At 60.4% G+C, this 16184-nt stretch carries 15 protein-coding genes and 1 pseudogene; 6 read left to right on the plus strand and 10 right to left on the minus strand.

What is annotated here, in order from left to right:
* Positions 1-90: pseudogene (locus ACIP8I_RS11185) on the minus strand (HU family DNA-binding protein); the annotation flags it as partial.
* Between the two features lie 531 nt (positions 91-621).
* On the opposite strand from ACIP8I_RS11185, the gene yejK reads away from it, so the two are divergent.
* Positions 622-1626, plus strand: a complete 1005-nt coding sequence (gene yejK, locus ACIP8I_RS11190; RefSeq protein WP_400761000.1) for a nucleoid-associated protein YejK — start codon at positions 622-624, stop codon at positions 1624-1626.
* Positions 1626-1976 (plus strand): glutaredoxin family protein, encoded by a 351-nt coding sequence (locus tag ACIP8I_RS11195; protein ID WP_400761003.1) that lies wholly within the window; start codon positions 1626-1628, stop codon positions 1974-1976. Before yejK ends, ACIP8I_RS11195 begins: the two co-directional genes overlap by 1 nt.
* Before the next feature lie 162 nt (positions 1977-2138).
* Here the strand turns inward: ACIP8I_RS11195 and ACIP8I_RS11200 are convergent, their stop codons facing one another.
* The 5 genes from ACIP8I_RS11200 to ACIP8I_RS11220 all read right to left on the minus strand — a co-directional run bounded on the left by ACIP8I_RS11200 (position 2139) and on the right by ACIP8I_RS11220 (position 6141).
* A complete protein-coding gene (locus ACIP8I_RS11200; protein WP_400761005.1) occupies positions 2139-3074 on the minus strand; it encodes a glutathione S-transferase family protein in 936 nt (311 codons plus the stop codon).
* An 84-nt stretch (positions 3075-3158) separates the two neighbouring features.
* Positions 3159-3461 carry a GIY-YIG nuclease family protein gene (locus ACIP8I_RS11205; protein ID WP_400761007.1) on the minus strand — a complete coding sequence of 101 codons (303 nt, stop codon included), beginning with the start codon at positions 3459-3461 and terminating at the stop codon, positions 3159-3161.
* A gap of 39 nt (positions 3462-3500) precedes the next feature.
* Positions 3501-3971 carry a nuclear transport factor 2 family protein gene (locus ACIP8I_RS11210; RefSeq protein ID WP_400761009.1) on the minus strand — a complete coding sequence of 157 codons (471 nt, stop codon included), beginning with the start codon at positions 3969-3971 and terminating at the stop codon, positions 3501-3503.
* A 234-nt stretch (positions 3972-4205) separates the two neighbouring features.
* Positions 4206-5492: a CynX/NimT family MFS transporter gene (locus ACIP8I_RS11215; protein WP_400761011.1), complete on the minus strand. Its 1287-nt coding sequence runs from the start codon at positions 5490-5492 to the stop codon at positions 4206-4208.
* On the minus strand, positions 5482-6141 hold the full coding sequence (locus tag ACIP8I_RS11220; protein ID WP_400761014.1) for a FadR/GntR family transcriptional regulator: 660 nt from the start codon (positions 6139-6141) through the stop codon (positions 5482-5484). The genes ACIP8I_RS11215 and ACIP8I_RS11220 overlap by 11 nt, the downstream gene beginning before the upstream one ends.
* 262 nt (positions 6142-6403) lie before the next feature.
* Here ACIP8I_RS11220 and ACIP8I_RS11225 point away from each other — a divergent pair, with 262 nt between their 5' ends.
* Positions 6404-8029, plus strand: coding sequence for a S8 family peptidase (locus ACIP8I_RS11225; RefSeq protein ID WP_400761017.1), 1626 nt, complete (start codon positions 6404-6406; stop codon positions 8027-8029).
* A gap of 66 nt (positions 8030-8095) precedes the next feature.
* On the opposite strand, the gene ACIP8I_RS11230 is transcribed toward ACIP8I_RS11225, so the two are convergent.
* From ACIP8I_RS11230 to ACIP8I_RS11245, 4 genes are all read right to left on the minus strand, one after another.
* Positions 8096-8860 (minus strand): amino acid ABC transporter ATP-binding protein, encoded by a 765-nt coding sequence (locus ACIP8I_RS11230; protein WP_003221897.1) that lies wholly within the window; start codon positions 8858-8860, stop codon positions 8096-8098.
* A gap of 13 nt (positions 8861-8873) precedes the next feature.
* The gene (locus ACIP8I_RS11235; RefSeq protein ID WP_041064780.1) at positions 8874-9971 is read right to left on the minus strand and encodes an amino acid ABC transporter permease; all 1098 of its coding nucleotides are present in this window, start codon (positions 9969-9971) and stop codon (positions 8874-8876) included.
* A 10-nt stretch (positions 9972-9981) separates the two neighbouring features.
* The gene (locus tag ACIP8I_RS11240; RefSeq protein WP_007965186.1) at positions 9982-11163 is read right to left on the minus strand and encodes an amino acid ABC transporter permease; all 1182 of its coding nucleotides are present in this window, start codon (positions 11161-11163) and stop codon (positions 9982-9984) included.
* A gap of 65 nt (positions 11164-11228) precedes the next feature.
* Positions 11229-12260 carry an amino acid ABC transporter substrate-binding protein gene (locus ACIP8I_RS11245; protein WP_007965188.1) on the minus strand — a complete coding sequence of 344 codons (1032 nt, stop codon included), beginning with the start codon at positions 12258-12260 and terminating at the stop codon, positions 11229-11231.
* Positions 12261-12728: 468 nt separating this feature from the next.
* Here ACIP8I_RS11245 and ACIP8I_RS11250 point away from each other — a divergent pair, with 468 nt between their 5' ends.
* From ACIP8I_RS11250 to ACIP8I_RS11260, 3 genes are all read left to right on the plus strand, one after another.
* Positions 12729-13385 carry an alpha/beta hydrolase gene (locus ACIP8I_RS11250; RefSeq protein ID WP_400761020.1) on the plus strand — a complete coding sequence of 219 codons (657 nt, stop codon included), beginning with the start codon at positions 12729-12731 and terminating at the stop codon, positions 13383-13385.
* A gap of 96 nt (positions 13386-13481) precedes the next feature.
* Positions 13482-14954: an ATP-dependent RNA helicase RhlB gene (gene rhlB / locus ACIP8I_RS11255; protein ID WP_400761022.1), complete on the plus strand. Its 1473-nt coding sequence runs from the start codon at positions 13482-13484 to the stop codon at positions 14952-14954.
* Between the two features lie 136 nt (positions 14955-15090).
* On the plus strand, positions 15091-16035 hold the full coding sequence (locus tag ACIP8I_RS11260) for an ornithine cyclodeaminase family protein (protein WP_400761025.1): 945 nt from the start codon (positions 15091-15093) through the stop codon (positions 16033-16035).
* Positions 16036-16184 lie beyond the last annotated feature (149 nt).

The following is a 16184-nucleotide window of genomic DNA, read 5'->3' on the forward strand; positions in this document are numbered from 1 at the left end:
CAGTTGGTCCAGAGCGTTACGCGCGGTGGTTTTCGGCGCGTCGATAGCATCAGCGATGTCGGCGATCAGATGGTCTTTAGTAAGAGCCATGTAGTGTTCCTTCCCTATCAAATTCATATGGATTGCAGAGTGCAGTGTCAGCCATCGAGCCCGATCTTCTGGATCTGGCACCCTCGGCGATAACCACGACGAGTCGGGGTTATAGATGCCGAAATCAGGGTTTGGTTCGACCTGACAAATGCTGAATGCACGCTTAACGCAGTGACTTCGCGTAAGACCGGGCAAAACTAGCACAGAGACGGGGAAATATCCGCCTCTAGCTACCCATTTGGTCAGCTTTATTGCTCTAAATCGGTAAAAAACTGCATAAGGCCGGGCGCTTGCCCCGGATTTGCCCTTCCACCCCCTGATTACGCCGCCATGGGCCGCAATTTTTTGCTGCGCCCTGTTTTTGTAGGAGCTGCCGAAGGCTGCGATCTTTTGATCTTGTTTTTGAAAAATCAAAGTCAAAAGATCGCAGCCTTCGGCAGCTCCTACAGGGAGTCTCGGATGGAGTTTGCGGTACACTGGGCGCTTTTTCGGGGGAGCCTGCCCTCCTCCCTTCCACCAGCCGAGAAGCCCATGCCGATCCGTCATTGCATCGTCCACCTGATCGACAAAAAACCCGACGGCACGCCCGCAGTTCTGCACGCCCGTGATACAGAGCTCGCTGAATCCGCGGCCATCGAGAACATGCTCGCCGACCTCAACGAGAGCTACAACGCCAAACAGGGCAAAGCCTGGGGTCTGTTCCATCCGGAATCCGGTGCGTTCCCGTTCAGCGGCTGGTTGAAGGAATACATGGAAGGCGGCAAGGACTTCACCGCGTTCAGCAAAGTCGCGGTCGAGCATCTGCAGAAGCTGATGGAAGAGTCGAACCTGTCGGTCGGTGGCCACGTGCTGTTCGCCCACTATCAGCAAGGCATGACCGACTACCTGGCGATCGCCCTGCTGCACCACAGTGAAGGCGTGGCGGTGACCGATGAGCTGGACGTGACCCCGTCGCGCCACCTCGACCTCGGCCAGCTGCACCTGGCGGCGCGGATCAATGTTTCCGAGTGGCAGAACAACAAGCAGTCCAAGCAGTACATCTCGTTCATCAAGGGCAAGAACGGCAAGAAGGTTTCGGAATACTTCCGCGACTTCATCGGCTGCCAGGAAGGCGTCGACGGCCCGGGCGAGACGCGCACGCTGCTCAAGGCCTTCAGCGACTTCGTCGAAAGCGAAGACCTGCCGGAAGACTCCGCCCGGGAGAAAACCAAGACCCTGGTGGATTACGCCAGCAGCCAGGCCAAGCTCGGCGAGCCGATGGGGCTGGAGGAGCTGTCGGAGCTGATTGACGAAGAACGGCCGAAAGCCTTCTACGATCACATCCGCAACAAGGACTACGGCCTGTCGCCGGAGATTCCGGCAGATAAGCGCACGCTCAACCAGTTCCGCCGCTTCACCGGCCGCGCTGAAGGCCTGTCGATCAGCTTTGAAGCGCACCTGCTGGGTTCGAAGATCGAGTACGACGAAGAGGCTGGCACCCTGATCATCAAGGGCCTGCCGACCTCGCTCACCGATCAGCTCAAGCGCCGCAACTGATGCTCGGCAATGTGCTGAAGAAGGTTGCGCTGGTTCTGCTGGTGGTGGTGATCTATCAGAACTGGGGCAAGATCGAGCGGGTGTTCAACCCGTCGCAGATGGTCTCCGAGCAGACGCGGGCGCAGGCCCGCGTTGTGCTGTATGCCACCGACTGGTGTGCCTACTGCAAGCAGACCAAGCGTTTTCTCGACAGCAAGGGGATTCCCTTCAAGGAGTTCGATATCGAGAAGGACGCCGAGGCGCGCAAGGCGTATGAGGCGCTGGGTGGGCGCGGGATTCCGCTGATTGACGTGAATGGCACGTTGATTCGTGGGTTCGACCCGGACGAGATCCTCGCCGCCCTGAAGTAACACACACACCTGTGGCGAGGGAGCTTGCTCCCGCTGGGCTGCGAAGCGGCCCCCGCTTTTAAGGGCGAGAACACGTTCGCAGGTTTACGACTGCTGCGCAGTCGAGCGGGACGGTGCGACGATTCGACAAGCTCCCTCGCCACAGGATGTTGTGTGTAACCGTTACTTGGCTTCGATACGGAAACCAAAGCGCGGGAAGTGCACATGCACCCCACCGCCACGCGGATCTTCACGACGCAGGATCAGCTCTTCGCGGCCAGCAAACAGCAATTCACCCACCACCGGGTCAACCCCGTAGTCTGTCGCGGCAATCGCCACCTGCTGCCCCGCCTTGAAGCCGTTCGGATCGACAAACTGCTCATCCGGCAGCGCCGCCGGCGTGGAACTGCGCGCGACTTCCAGCGCCTCCTCGGCAGTCATCGCACTCGCTGCACCATGACCAAAGCCCAGCACACGCCCCAGCCAGGCAGTCACGGCCGGATATTCATCGACCAACGGCGCAGTGACGTGCGTCGCCTTGAGGAACCACAGCGGATGCGCCAGGGCGAAGTCGGCAATCGACGGCTCGCCGAACAGGAAGTCGCCCTGCTCGCGCTGCAGCTGCTGCTCCAGCCGCGCCATGAGCGTTGGCCATTGGTGCTTGGCCTGCTCGGCGGACAGTTTGGTTGCCGTGCCACCACTGAACAATCCAGCACGGTCAGCAATGAACGCCTTGATCGCTTCCGGCGGCAACTTGCCGAAACGCACCGCCACCGATTCCGGCTGGAACACCAGGCTGACGGCATGCTGAAACACCACCGAGTCGGCCCATGCCGCGAAACTGGCGCTGATCATTTCCTGGCCTTCGGGGAAAAACGCCGGCAGGGCCTTTTCCTGCTCCAGACGACGGGCGATCAGCGATGTGTCGCAATAGATATCGGCACCGATCTGCAGCACCGGGGTCTTGCGGTAGCCGCCAGTCAGCGCGGTCAGATCCGGCTTGGGCATCACCGGCGAGATGTGCACCGAGCGCCAGGACAAGCCTTTGAAACCCAACAGCAGGCGAGCCTTTTCGGCAAATGGAGAGGTCGGGTAATGATGCAGAATCAACTCGGACATACTCGGCTCCGCCGCACAGAAAGTGAGTCGGCAGCTTAGCGCGCATTTGATTAGCAGCCTACAGATCTGCCTGATGGGAACCGATCAGTCAGATTGATAAGACGCGACCAGACATTCTTTGGCGCTCTTGCGCAGTTTTTTGATCAGCTGTTCCTGACGCAATGCGTCGCTCTTGTCGCGGCAACGCTCGGTGTAGACCAGCGCCAGCGCCGGGCTGGACAGGAAGAAGCGTGCGCCCTTGCCGCTTTGATGCTTGGCGAAGCGGCGCACCGGGTCGTCGCTGATCCCGCAGTACAGCGAGCCATTGGCCGCGCGCACGAGGTAGACGAACCAGGATTTGCTCACTGGCTCGACGACTTCAACCGGTTTTTCGCTGAGGCTGGTCACTTCGGGATCTGGGCATGTAGGAAACAGGCCGCGATCTTATCAGCGACCGGCCTGAAATGCCTTCAGCCCTTTCAACGCCTGCGCGCGGACCGCGTTGCGCACCAGCGGCGTCCAGCCCAGCAGCAGGCCCTTGAACCCCAGAGCCTGTCGCGACCAGCGCCACAGGTCGAAGTGGTCGTGGTGCTCGCAGATCTTGCCGTCACGAAAGACGAAGCGCGCCTGAATGTCGTTGATTACCACGTTGCCGGTCTGGCTGAACAGATACGTCGCCACCCAGTGCGCGCCGCCGCTGCGCTCGTCGGCGCGGACATTGTCGAAGGTCAGGGAGAAGTCCTTGGCGCGGGTGGTGAGCATGCGCCACATGTCGCCGGCATCGCGCCCGCGCAGCTCACCGAAGGCCGGATCGCTGAATACCACATCGTCGGTGTAGCACGCGGCCATGGCCTCGGCGTCGAGGCGCTGGAAGGCCTGATAGAAGTGGGTGATCAACGCGGCGTGGGCTTCGCTCATGGGCAAACTCCGGGAAATGGACAGATTGCCAGCACGATAAGCTGCAAATCGAAGAAACACTATCGGCATTCGCAGAGCGAATACCACGCAAGATTTAAAGCACCGCAAAAACTGTGGGAGCGAGCTTGCTCGCGAAGAGGCCGGCACATTCAACATGATCTGTGCCTGAACCACCGTCTTCGCGAGCAAGCTCGCTCCCACATGGGATATCACGCCCCAAAAAAGGGTTACGCGTCAGATCTTCTCGCTTTGCACTTGTACGTACAGCGCACGCCCGGCACCAAGGCCAGCAATGATCGCACCGGTGCCGATGATGCCGAAGATCCAGCCCACGGCATTCCAGCCGCCGGTCCAGTCATGCACCACGCCGACCGCGAATGGCCCCATCGACGCCAGGGTGTAGCCGAAGCCCTGGGACATGCTCGACAGGTTCGCCGCGACGTGTGAATCCCGTGAGCGCAGCACGATCAGGGTCAGCGCCAGACTGAACGTACCGCCCTGCCCCAGACCCAGCAGAATCGCCCAGCCCCACAGCCCTTCAATCGGCGCATACAGGCAACCGAACAGACCACCGAGGGTCAGCGCCATCACCAGCACGATCGCCAGACGCTGATCCTTGCCCCGGGTCGCCAGCCACGGTGCGGCCAGCGAACTGGCGAGCTGGATGATCACCGAGCCGGACAGTACCAGACCGGCCTGGGTCGGAGTCAGGCCGCGGCCGATCAGGATCGACGGCAACCAGCCGAACACGATGTACGCCAGCGACGATTGCAGGCCCATGTACAACGTCACTTGCCAGGCCAGCGGATCGCGCAGCAGCCCACGCACCCGATAGGCGACGTTGTGCGCGCCGTGTTTCTGCCCGACCTGCGGCAACCAGAACATCGCCGCCACCAGCGCCGGGATCACCCAGAAGCCCAGGCCCAGCGCCCAGCTGTTATCAAAATGTTCGCTCAATGGCACGGTCGAACCCGCCGCCATCGCCGCACCCAGGCACAGGGCCATGGTATACACGCCGGTCATGGTCCCGGCGTGTTTGGCGAAGTCGCGTTTGACGATGCCCGGCAGCAGCACACCGATGATGCCGATGCTCGCACCGCCAAGCACGCTACCTGCAAACAGCCCGATCTCACCGAAGTTGCTGCGCACAATGATCCCCGCGGCCAGGGTCAGCAGAATCCCCAACACCACCCGTTCAGCGCCGAAACGCCGCGCCAGAATCGGCGCCAGCGGCGCGAACAGTCCCAGGCACAACACCGGCAACGTGGTCAGCAAACCGGCCTGCGCCGCAGACAGACCAAGGCTTTTCGACACTTCGCTGAGCAGCGGCGCCATGCTCGACAGCGCCGGGCGCAGGTTCAGCGCCACCAGAATCAGCCCCAGCAACAACAGCCACGGCCGGCGCACCAGCGGATGGCTTTGCTGCACTTGCTCGTCGTCAGCCTCGGCGTCGATCAGCAATTCTTCAAGCTCGGCAGTTCTTTTGGGGATGGACAGGTTTTTTTCGCTTTCAAGGTTCATTGATCAACTGCCTCGATATGGCTTTGGCCCGTTCCGGGTCGCGTTGTTCGACGGCATCGAGCAACTCGATGTGCAGGTCGAACACTTCCTGACGGCGCGGGACGATGTTCAGCGTCTGGCGCAATTGCGCGCCGACGATGCTGGAGAAATAGCGATACAACTCGCTGAGGGTCGGGTTGTGCGCGGCGTCCACCAGACGGCGGTGGAACACCAGATCGCAGGAAATATAAGTGTCGAGATCGCCGTGGTAGTGGCTGCCGCTGGTGCCGAGCGCTTCGCGCAATGCGCGCAGGTCTTCATCGGTGCGACGTAACGCGGCCAGGCCGATCGCTTCCACTTCAAGGATGTGCCGGGTCTCACGCGCCTGCTCCAGCGAGCAACGGGACAACGCTTTGAGCGTGTCCATCGGATCGACCACCGCGCGCAGGTAACTGCCATCGCCCTGACGGATTTCGATCAACCCGGAAAACGCCAGCACGCGCATGGCTTCGCGCACGGTGTTGCGACTGATGCCCAAATCGGCGCACAGCTCAGGCTCCGTCGGCAGCCGTTCGCCGACCTGCCACACGCCATCGGTGATGCGTTGGCGCAACTGATCCAGGGCCTGATCGACCAGGGATCGCTTGATCAAAGGTGAAATGTCTGTCATGGAATTCGCCCTTTCATCCAATCATAGGATGAATTTTCTGACATGGTAGTCAGCTGCGGCGCTCCCCACAACCCCATGCAGGAAAGTACAACCTAGACATCAATCCTACTCGACCAGTTGTAAAAACCGCTGACAGGCGAAGTGATTTCCCACAGTCCGCAGGAATACTGCCGACATCTCTTGCAGACGCTGGACTGCAGACTTTGGACATTGATCCAGGGGCGTGTTGCCCCGTCATTATCCAAAGGAAGATGCACCGCTCATGGTAGAAGTCAATTTCGGCAAGCAGCACGACCGCCCTTTTGTTCTGCAGAAAAATCGCCAGTTGCTGGCAATCCGCAGCCATGCGGGAACGCAGTTGGAGCAAACGCTTTGCTGCGAATCTGCACACGCAGCGCTGGAAGGCTGCGAGCTGTTGCTGCATGTCGAGGACGCTGATGTGCAGATTTTCAAACTGCCCGGGCACTCGGACGCATCGCAACGCAAGGCGCGGTTACGCGAATTGCCCGACGTGCGCTTCGCGGGCAGCGTGCTGGTGGATCCCATCACTCAGGAGCCGGTGCTCTATACCGAAAATATCTTTTTGAAGTTCATCGACTCGCTGAGAGCCACTGAGTGCATGGTCATACTTGAAGAGCTGGGCCTGATGATCAAACAAGAAGTGCCGTATGCAAAAAATGCTTTTTTCGTCCATCACCCCGCCACCCATGGCATCGATATCTGCACCCTCACGAGTAAATGGCTGGAACGCGACGAAATCGAGTACTGCCACCCGGAGCTGCTGCGCCAGGGTCAACGCCGAGCGATCCATGCCAATCAGTGGCACCTGAAGAAAACCACCGTGACCTATCAGGTGGAAATCGATGCCAGCGCCAACGTCGAGGCCGCACATGAGCTCGCGCAGGGCGAAGGCGTCGTGATAGCGGTCATCGACGATGCATTTGATATCGACCATCCCGAGTTCGCCGGAGAAGGCAAAATCGTCGGCGCGCAGAACTTCGACCGGCGTAACTCGAAACAGGGCCCACGGCCGAAAAATGCCCAGGAACGTCACGGCACAGCCGCCGCCGGCGTGGCCTGCGCCAATGGTGAGGACGGCGCCAGCGGTGTCGCCCCCAAAGCCAGCCTGATGCCGTTGAAACTCACCAAACCCTTGGGCGCCCGCGCCGAGGCCGACGCCTTTTTCTGGGCTGCCGATCAGGGCGCCGACGTCATTTCCTGCAGTTGGGGGCCGGCTGAAGGGCATTGGGCCGACCCGGCGGACCCGCGCCACACGCAAGTATTCCCCCTGGCTGCCAGCACACGTCTGGCAATCGAATACGCCGCCACCAAGGGCCGCAATGGCAAAGGCTGTTTGATCTTTTTTGGCGCGGGAAACGGTAACGAATGTGCCGACAATGATGGCTACTCCAGCCATCCCCATGTGATTGCGGTAGGTGCCTGCAACGACCAGAACCGGCGCAGTGCCTACAGCGATTATGGCAAGTCACTCTGGTGCTGCTTTCCCAGCGGCGATCAGCAACACCCCGACCCGACGTTCAAACCTGCAACTTCTATCCCGCAGACCCGGGGCATCCGCACCACTGATTTGAGCACACAGTTTGCCGCAGCAAATTTGCCGGCCTACACCGACACCTTCAGCGGCACCTCCAGCGCATGCCCCGGCGCCGCGGGCATCGCTGCGCTGGTGCTCGGCGTCAATCCGGAGCTTGATCGCTCTGCGGTACGCCAGATCCTTGCCGATTGCTGCGACAAGATCGGCCACCCCGATGACGGGCCGCTCGGTCAATACGATGAAAACGGCCACAGCCACTACTACGGGCATGGGCGCCTCAATGCATTGCGGGCAGTGCAAATCGCACTGGGGCTCAAGGCCCGTGCGGGTTGATTCGCAGCATGAAAAAAGCCCCGCCGGGTATCCCGGTGGGGCTTGGTTCACTCAGCCGCTAAGCCATCAATGCAGGATCTGGCTCAGGAACAGCTTGGTACGGTCATTCTGCGGATTGTCGAAGAAGTCATTCGGTGCCGCCTGTTCGACGATCTCGCCCTTGTCCATGAAGATCACCCGATTGGCCACGGTGCGGGCGAAGCCCATTTCGTGGGTCACGCAGAGCATGGTCATGCCGTCTTCGGCGAGGCCGATCATGGTGTCCAGCACTTCTTTCACCATCTCCGGATCGAGGGCCGAGGTCGGTTCGTCGAACAGCATGATTTTCGGTTTCATGCACAGCGCACGGGCAATCGCCACACGCTGTTGCTGACCGCCGGACAGTTGCCCCGGAAATTTATGCGCCTGCTCCGGAATGCGTACGCGCTCCAGGTAATGCATGGCGATTTCCTCGGCCTTGCGCTTGGGCATCTTGCGCACCCACATCGGCGCCAGCGTGCAGTTCTGCAGGATGGTCAGGTGCGGGAACAGGTTGAAGTGCTGGAACACCATGCCGACTTCGCGGCGAATCGCTTCGATCTGCTTGAGGTCGTTGGTCAGCTCCACGCCGTCGACAACGATGCGACCCTGCTGGTGTTCTTCCAGACGATTGAGGCAGCGGATGGTGGTCGATTTGCCGGAACCCGACGGGCCGCACAGGACGATGCGCTCGCCCTGTTTGACGTTGAGGTTGATGTCTTTCAGCACGTGGAACTGACCGTACCACTTGTTCACGCCCTGCATCTGGATAATGCCTTCAGGGCCGACAGGCTTTTTGATTGCTTCGCTCATTTACAAAGAACTCCTAACGCTTGTGGCCAGTGTCGAGCTTGCGTTCCAGATGCATGGAATAGCGCGACATACCAAAACAGAAAATCCAGAACACCAGGGCGGCGAACACGTAGCCTTCGGTGGCCATGCCCAGCCATTTCGGATCGGCAGCGGCTTGCTTGACGCTGTTGAGCAGGTCGAACAGGCCGATGATGATCACCAGGCTGGTGTCCTTGAACAGCGCAATGAAGGTGTTGACGATGCCGGGGATAACCAGCTTCAGGGCCTGCGGCAGAATCACCAGGCCCATCGCGCGCCAGTAACCGAGGCCCATCGCCGCAGCCGCTTCGTACTGACCTTTGGGGATCGCTTGCAGACCGCCGCGCACCACTTCGGCGACGTAGGCCGACTGGAACAGGATCACCCCGATCAACGCCCGCAGCAGCTTGTCGAAGTTCATGCCTTCGGGCAGGAACAGCGGCAGCATCACCGAGGACATGAACAGCACGGTGATCAACGGCACGCCGCGCCAGAACTCGATGAACGTCACGCACACCACGCGAATCGCCGGCATGTTCGAGCGCCGGCCCAGCGCCAGAATGATCCCCAGCGGCAAGGCGCCGGCGATACCCACGGTGGCGATGACCAGGGTCAGCATCAGTCCGCCCCACTGGCTGGTCGCCACGGCGTCGAGGCCGAACACGCCGCCATGCAGCAGGCACCAGGCGACAATCGGGTAGATCACCAGAAAGCTCAGGCCGTACACCGCTTTGCGCGGGAAGCGCGAGATGAACAGTGGCGCCACGCCGAGCACTGCCAGCCATACGGTGAGGTCGACGCGCCAGCGCAGTTCCACCGGGTAGTAGCCGTACATGAACTGGCCGAAACGCTGCTGAATGAACACCCAGCAGGCGCCATCCTTGGTGCAGTCGGCGCGGGTGGTGCCGACCCAGTTGGCATCGAGGATCGCCCAGCTGAGGATCGGCGGCACAACGAGATAAATCAGGTAGAACGCAAACAGGGTCAGCAGGGTGTTGAGCCAGCTGGAGAACATGTTCGCGCGTATCCACGCCATCGGGCCGAAGACCTTGGCCGGCGGTGGCATGTCGGGTTTGAAAGTATGGGTTGTCATGCGCGTTTCCTCACCGCTCGATCAGCGCAATGCGCTTGTTGTACCAGTTCATCAGCAGGGAAATGCTGATACTGATCGCCAGGTACACGCTCATGGTGATGGCAATGACTTCGATCGCCTGACCGGTCTGGTTGAGCACGGTGCCGGCGAACAGCGAAACCATTTCCGGGTAACCGATACCGGCGGCCAGCGACGAGTTTTTCGCCAGGTTCAGGTATTGGCTGGTCAGCGGTGGAATGATCACCCGCAGGGCTTGCGGAATGATCACCTTGCGCAGGGTCGGGCCGTTGCGCAGGCCGAGCGAACGCGCCGCCTCGGTCTGGCCATGGCTGACCGACTTGATCCCGGAGCGAACGATTTCGGCGATGAACGCGGCGGTGTACACAGTCAGCGCCAGGGTCAGCGCCAGCAGTTCCGGGATCAACACCCAGCCGCCGACAAAGTTGAAGCCCTTGAGCTGCGGCAGTTCCCAATGCAGCGGAGCGCCGAAGATCAGCGCGCACAGGGTCGGGATCACCAACAGGATCGCCAGGCCAGTCCAGAACTTGTGAAACGGTACGCCGGTGTCTTCGAAACGCTTGTTGGCCCAGCGGCACATCAGCACGATGGCAACGATGGCCAGCACCACACTGATGACGAACGCCCAGAAACCGTCAGCCATTTGCGCGGCCGGCATGTTCAGGCCCCGGCTGCTGACGAAGAAGGTGTCGCCGAAGTTGTGGCTGTTGCGCGGTCCCGGCATGGTCAGGAACACCGCGAAGTACCAGAACAGGATCTGCAGCAGCGGCGGAATGTTGCGGAACACTTCCACATACACGGTCGCCAGTTTGCTGATGATCCAGTTCGGCGACAGTCGCGCCACGCCGATGATGAAGCCCAGCAGGGTCGCCAGGATCACGCCGATAACGGTCACCAACAGGGTGTTGAGCAGGCCGATCACGAACACCCGGGCGTAGCTGTCCGCTTCGGTGTAGGAAATCAGGTGTTGAGCGATGCCGAACCCAGCACTGCGCTCCAGAAAGCCGAAACCAGAAGTGATGCCCCGATGTTGCAGGTTGGTCTGGGTGTTGTCGAACAGATACCAGCCCATGGCGACGACCGCCACGACGGTGATGATCTGAAACAGCCACGCACGCACTCGCGGATCGCTGAGGCTGAACCTCTGCTTTGGTGCGCCGATTGAATTTTGCATGAAGTGCCCCGGAAAAAATGGAACAGAACATCACCCGGCGGTTGGCCCGCCGGGTGACAGAACCATTAGCGCACTGGTGGTGCGTACTGAATGCCGCCGTTGGTCCACAGCGCGTTCAGGCCACGGTCGATTTCCAGCGGAGTGCTCTTGCCGAGGTTTTTCTCGAAGATTTCACCGTAGTTACCGACCTGCGAAACGATCTTCACAACCCAGTCCTTCGGCAGTTTCAGGTCCTTGCCGTATTCACCGTCAGCACCCAGCAGACGGGCGACGTCCGGGTTCTTGGTGGACTTGGCTTCTTCCAGCACGTTTTTCGAGGTCACGCCGGCCTCTTCGGTGTTCAGCAGCGCGTAACCCACCCAGCGCACGATCGCCAGCCACTCGTCGTCGCCGTTACGCACGACCGGGCCCAGCGGTTCTTTGGAGATGGTTTCCGGCAGCACCACGTAGTCTTTTGGCGAGGCCAGTTTGCTGCGCTGTGCGTACAGCTGCGATTTGTCGGAGGTCAGCACGTCGCAACGACCGGATTCCAGCGACTTGGCGCTTTCATCGGAGGTGTCGAAAGTGATCGGGGTGTACTTCAGGCCGTTGGCACGGAAGTAGTCGGAGACGTTCAGTTCGGTGGTGGTACCGGCCTGGATGCAGATGGTTGCACCGTCCAGTTCCTTGGCACTTTTCACGCCCAGCTTGTTGTTGGCCAGGAAGCCCACGCCGTCGTAATAAGTGATGAAGCCCGGGAATTTCAGGCCCATGCCGGCGTCACGCGAGCTGGTCATGGTGGTGTTGCGCGAGAGCAGGTCGATTTCGCCGGACTGCAGCGCGGTGAAGCGCTCCTTGGCGTTCAACTGGCTGAACTTGACCTTGTTGGCGTCGCCGAATACGGCAGCGGCCACAGCGCGGCAGACGTCAGCGTCGATCCCGAGGATCTTGCCCGAAGCGTCCGGCACCGAGAAACCCGGCAGACCGTCGCTCACGCCACATTGCACGAAACCTTTCTTCTGCACGGCATCCAGGGTTGCACCCGCCTGAGCGAACCCGCTGACGCCGAGTACTGCTGCTGCAGTCACGACCGCCAGAGTGGATTTCAACATCTTCATTCAAACCTCCAGTTTTGCTCTTGTTGTGTCGGAGCTTGAGTCCAGTCGCACCCTTTTGAGGCGTTGTTGACCCGTGTTGGCTTTTTTTGGGGTCAACCGACGTAAGACCTTCGCTATGAGTCTAGTAGGAGAAAATCCACATCATGGACAACTCACTTCTCACCAATCGGCCGAACGGGCTGTAGCCCTTTCACGTTCGCTTTGCCCGTAGCGGCCAATGGCGAACATCCATCACCGGATTCTTTGCAATCCCTTCGCACGACGTACACTGATAGTGTTACCGCCACACGCGAGATCGGTTGCACGCTGAGAGCCATAGCAAAGCCCGTACCACACCGCTTGCTGAAGCGATTGCGCGACAGGTCAATAGCAAAACTTGTAGCCTTGCGACATCTTGTTAACGGATCGACCGGGCGCGCACGCAAATCACGCACTTATTGAGAGCGCCCGCACATTTTTGGAGCAGCCATGACCGAGCCCCTGATTCTTGAACCCGTAAAGCCTGCAGACGCCTGCGTTATCTGGCTGCACGGCCTGGGCGCTGACCGCTATGACTTTCTGCCGGTGGCCGAAGCGCTGCAGGAAAGCCTGCTGACGACACGCTTTGTCTTGCCGCAGGCGCCGACCCTGCCCGTCACCATCAATGGCGGTTATGCGATGCCGAGCTGGTACGACATCAAGGCCATGAGCCCGGCGCGGGCGATTGACCGTGAGCAGTTGGAAGCATCGGCGGATCGCATCATTGAATTGATCGAAAAGGAGCGCGCCAGCGGAATAGACGCTTCGCGGATTTTTCTCGCCGGGTTTTCCCAGGGGGGCGCCGTCGTTCTGCACACCGCTTATATAAAGTGGCAAGGTCCGTTGGGTGGCGTCCTTGCCCTGTCCACCTACGCCCCGACCTTCACTGACGAGATGGAGCTTTCAGCCAGTCAGCAGCGCATTCCAGCGCTGTGCCTGCACGGCCAGTTCGATGGCGTGGTGCAGAACTCCATGGGCCGCAGTGCTTACGAGCATCTGGTGAAGCATGGTGTCACCGTGACATGGCAGGAATACCCAATGGAGCACGAAGTGTTACCCGAAGAAATTCGCGACATCGGCGCCTGGCTGGGCGAACGCCTGCGTTGAATCTGAACGTTTAAAAACCCTTTGATCCGTCCCACTACGCCGCGCCCGTTTCTTGCATTACACTGGCCGGCGTACATTCCTTAACCAATTGATGAGATGACCGTGCTCAAAGCACTCAAGAAAATGTTCGGTAAAAGCGAGGCTGAGCAGCTCGCGCCAGTCCCCAGTGCGCCGTCGCACGCCCCCGGCCCTCGCAGTGAAGCGCCCAAGGTTGAACGTCCGGCTCCGGTAGCGACACCCCAGCCCGAGCCGAAACCCGCCAGCGCCACCGAACCGGTCCGCGCCGAAGCGCCGAAACCACCCCGGCCGCGCCGCGAACCGAAGCCCAAGGCACCGGTCATCCCCTGGAAGCTCGAAGACTTCGTCGTCGAACCCCAGGAAGGCAAAACCCGCTTCCACGATTTCAAACTCGCTCCGGAACTGATGCACGCCATTCAGGATCTGGGCTTCCCGTACTGCACGCCGATCCAGGCGCAGGTGCTGGGTTTCACCCTCGCCGGCAAAGACGCCATTGGCCGCGCGCAGACCGGTACCGGCAAGACCGCCGCGTTCCTGATCTCGATCATCACTCAGTTGCTGCAGACGCCGCCGCCGAAAGAACGCTACATGGGTGAACCCCGTGCGCTGATCATCGCGCCGACCCGTGAGCTGGTGGTGCAGATCGCCAAGGATGCGGCCGACCTGACCAAGTACACCGGCCTCAACGTGATGACGTTCGTTGGCGGCATGGACTTCGACAAGCAGCTCAAGCACCTTGAAGCGCGCCACTGCGACATCCTCGTCGCCACCCCGGGCCGTCTGCTCGACTTCAACCAGCGCGGCGACGTGCATCTGGACATGGTCGAAGTGATGGTGCTGGACGAAGCCGACCGCATGCTCGACATGGGTTTCATCCCGCAAGTGCGGCAGATCATTCGTCAGACCCCGCCGAAGTCCGAGCGTCAGACCCTGCTGTTCTCCGCGACCTTCACCGAAGACGTGATGAACCTGGCCAAGCAATGGACCACCGATCCGGCAATCGTCGAAATCGAAGTCACCAACGTGGCCAACGAAAACGTCGAGCAGCACATCTATGCCGTGGCCGCGGCCGACAAATACAAACTGCTCTACAACCTGGTCAATGACAACGGCTGGGAACGCGTGATCGTCTTCGCCAACCGCAAGGACGAAGTGCGTCGCATCGAAGAGCGCCTGGTGCGCGACGGCATCAACGCCGCGCAACTGTCCGGCGACGTGCCGCAGCACAAGCGCATCAAGACCCTCGAAGGCTTCCGTGAAGGCAAGATTCGCGTACTGGTGGCCACCGATGTTGCCGGTCGCGGCATCCACATCGACGGCATCAGCCACGTGATCAACTTCACCCTGCCGGAAGTCCCGGACGACTACGTGCACCGTATCGGCCGCACCGGTCGCGCGGGCGCCGATGGCGTATCGATCAGCTTCGCCGGTGAGGACGACTCCTACCAGTTGCCGTCGATCGAAGAGAAGCTCGGTCGCAAGATCAGCTGTGAAACACCGCCGACTCACTTGTTGCGTGCAGTGGAACGCAAGCGTCCGCAGCCGCAATAAGCGATCTGTAACGAAAAAAGCGCAGCCGGCGACGGACTGCGCTTTTTTTTGCCCGGCGTTTCAGCAGGTGCTTGCGATAGAAAACTAAAAGTCCATAATAGACAAATTAGTTTATTTCCAGATGGTGGAGCCTGACATGTCCAGTACACCCTGCGTGATCGACCAAACCCAGGCCCGCGAGCTGCTGGCGCGCATCGACGTGCCGCAGATCCTGCGCAAACTGTTCCGCGACCTCGCCGCCGGTCACGCCGTGCAACCGGCGCAGCAACTGGTGGAGTTTCCGCAAGGCGCCGGCGACTTCATCAACTATCTGGGGGTGCTGGCCGAGGACGGCGTGTACGGCGTGAAAACCTCGCCGTACATCGTCCGCGAGCAAGGTGCACTGGTGACAGCGTGGACACTATTGATGTCGATGAAAACCGGCCAACCGCTGCTGTTATGCGATGCCGGCGAGCTGACCACCGCCCGTACCGCCGCGACCACTGCAGTGGCGGTCGATGCCCTCGCCCCGCTGAATGCCTCGCGACTGGCGATCATCGGCAGCGGCAAGGTCGCTCAGGCGCATCTGCATTACGTGAAAGGTCTGCGTGACTGGCAGAGCATCAGCGTGTATTCGCCGAGCCTGTCTGAAGACGCTGAAACCCGGGCGCAGTTGCAGGAGATATTCCCCGGGGTGCAGATTGCCGACAGACGCGAAACCGCCCTCGACGAGGCCGACGTGATCATGCTTTGCACCTCATCCGCCGGCCCGGTGATCGACCCGGCCACCTTGAGCAAACCAGCGCTGATCACCTCGATCAGCACCAACGCCCCGCGTGCCCATGAGGTGCCGCCGCAGAGCCTGGGCGACATGCAGGTGTTCTGTGACTATCGTCTGACCACACCGGGTTCGGCGGGTGAGATGTTGATCGCGACCGAACAGCATGGCTGGGACAAGTCTGCGATTGTCGGTGACCTTGCCGATCTGCTCAGCGAGAAAGTGCCGCGCCCCGGTTACGACCGTCATGTGTTTTTCCGCTCGATCGGCCTGGGCCTGGAAGACATCGCGTTGGCCAATGCGGTTTATCACTTGACCAACTAACACCACAAATCCCCTGTAGGAGTGAGCCTGCTCGCGATAGCGGTATACCAGTCAACGATAATGTTGAATGTAAAAGCGCTATCGCGAGCAGGCTCACTCCTACAGGAGATCGCGAACTCCTTGATATTGCGTCCACACCGGAGACTTTC

It is taken from the genome of Pseudomonas sp. NPDC088414 (assembly GCF_044753325.1).
Taxonomy (GTDB): Bacteria; Pseudomonadota; Gammaproteobacteria; order Pseudomonadales; family Pseudomonadaceae; genus Aquipseudomonas.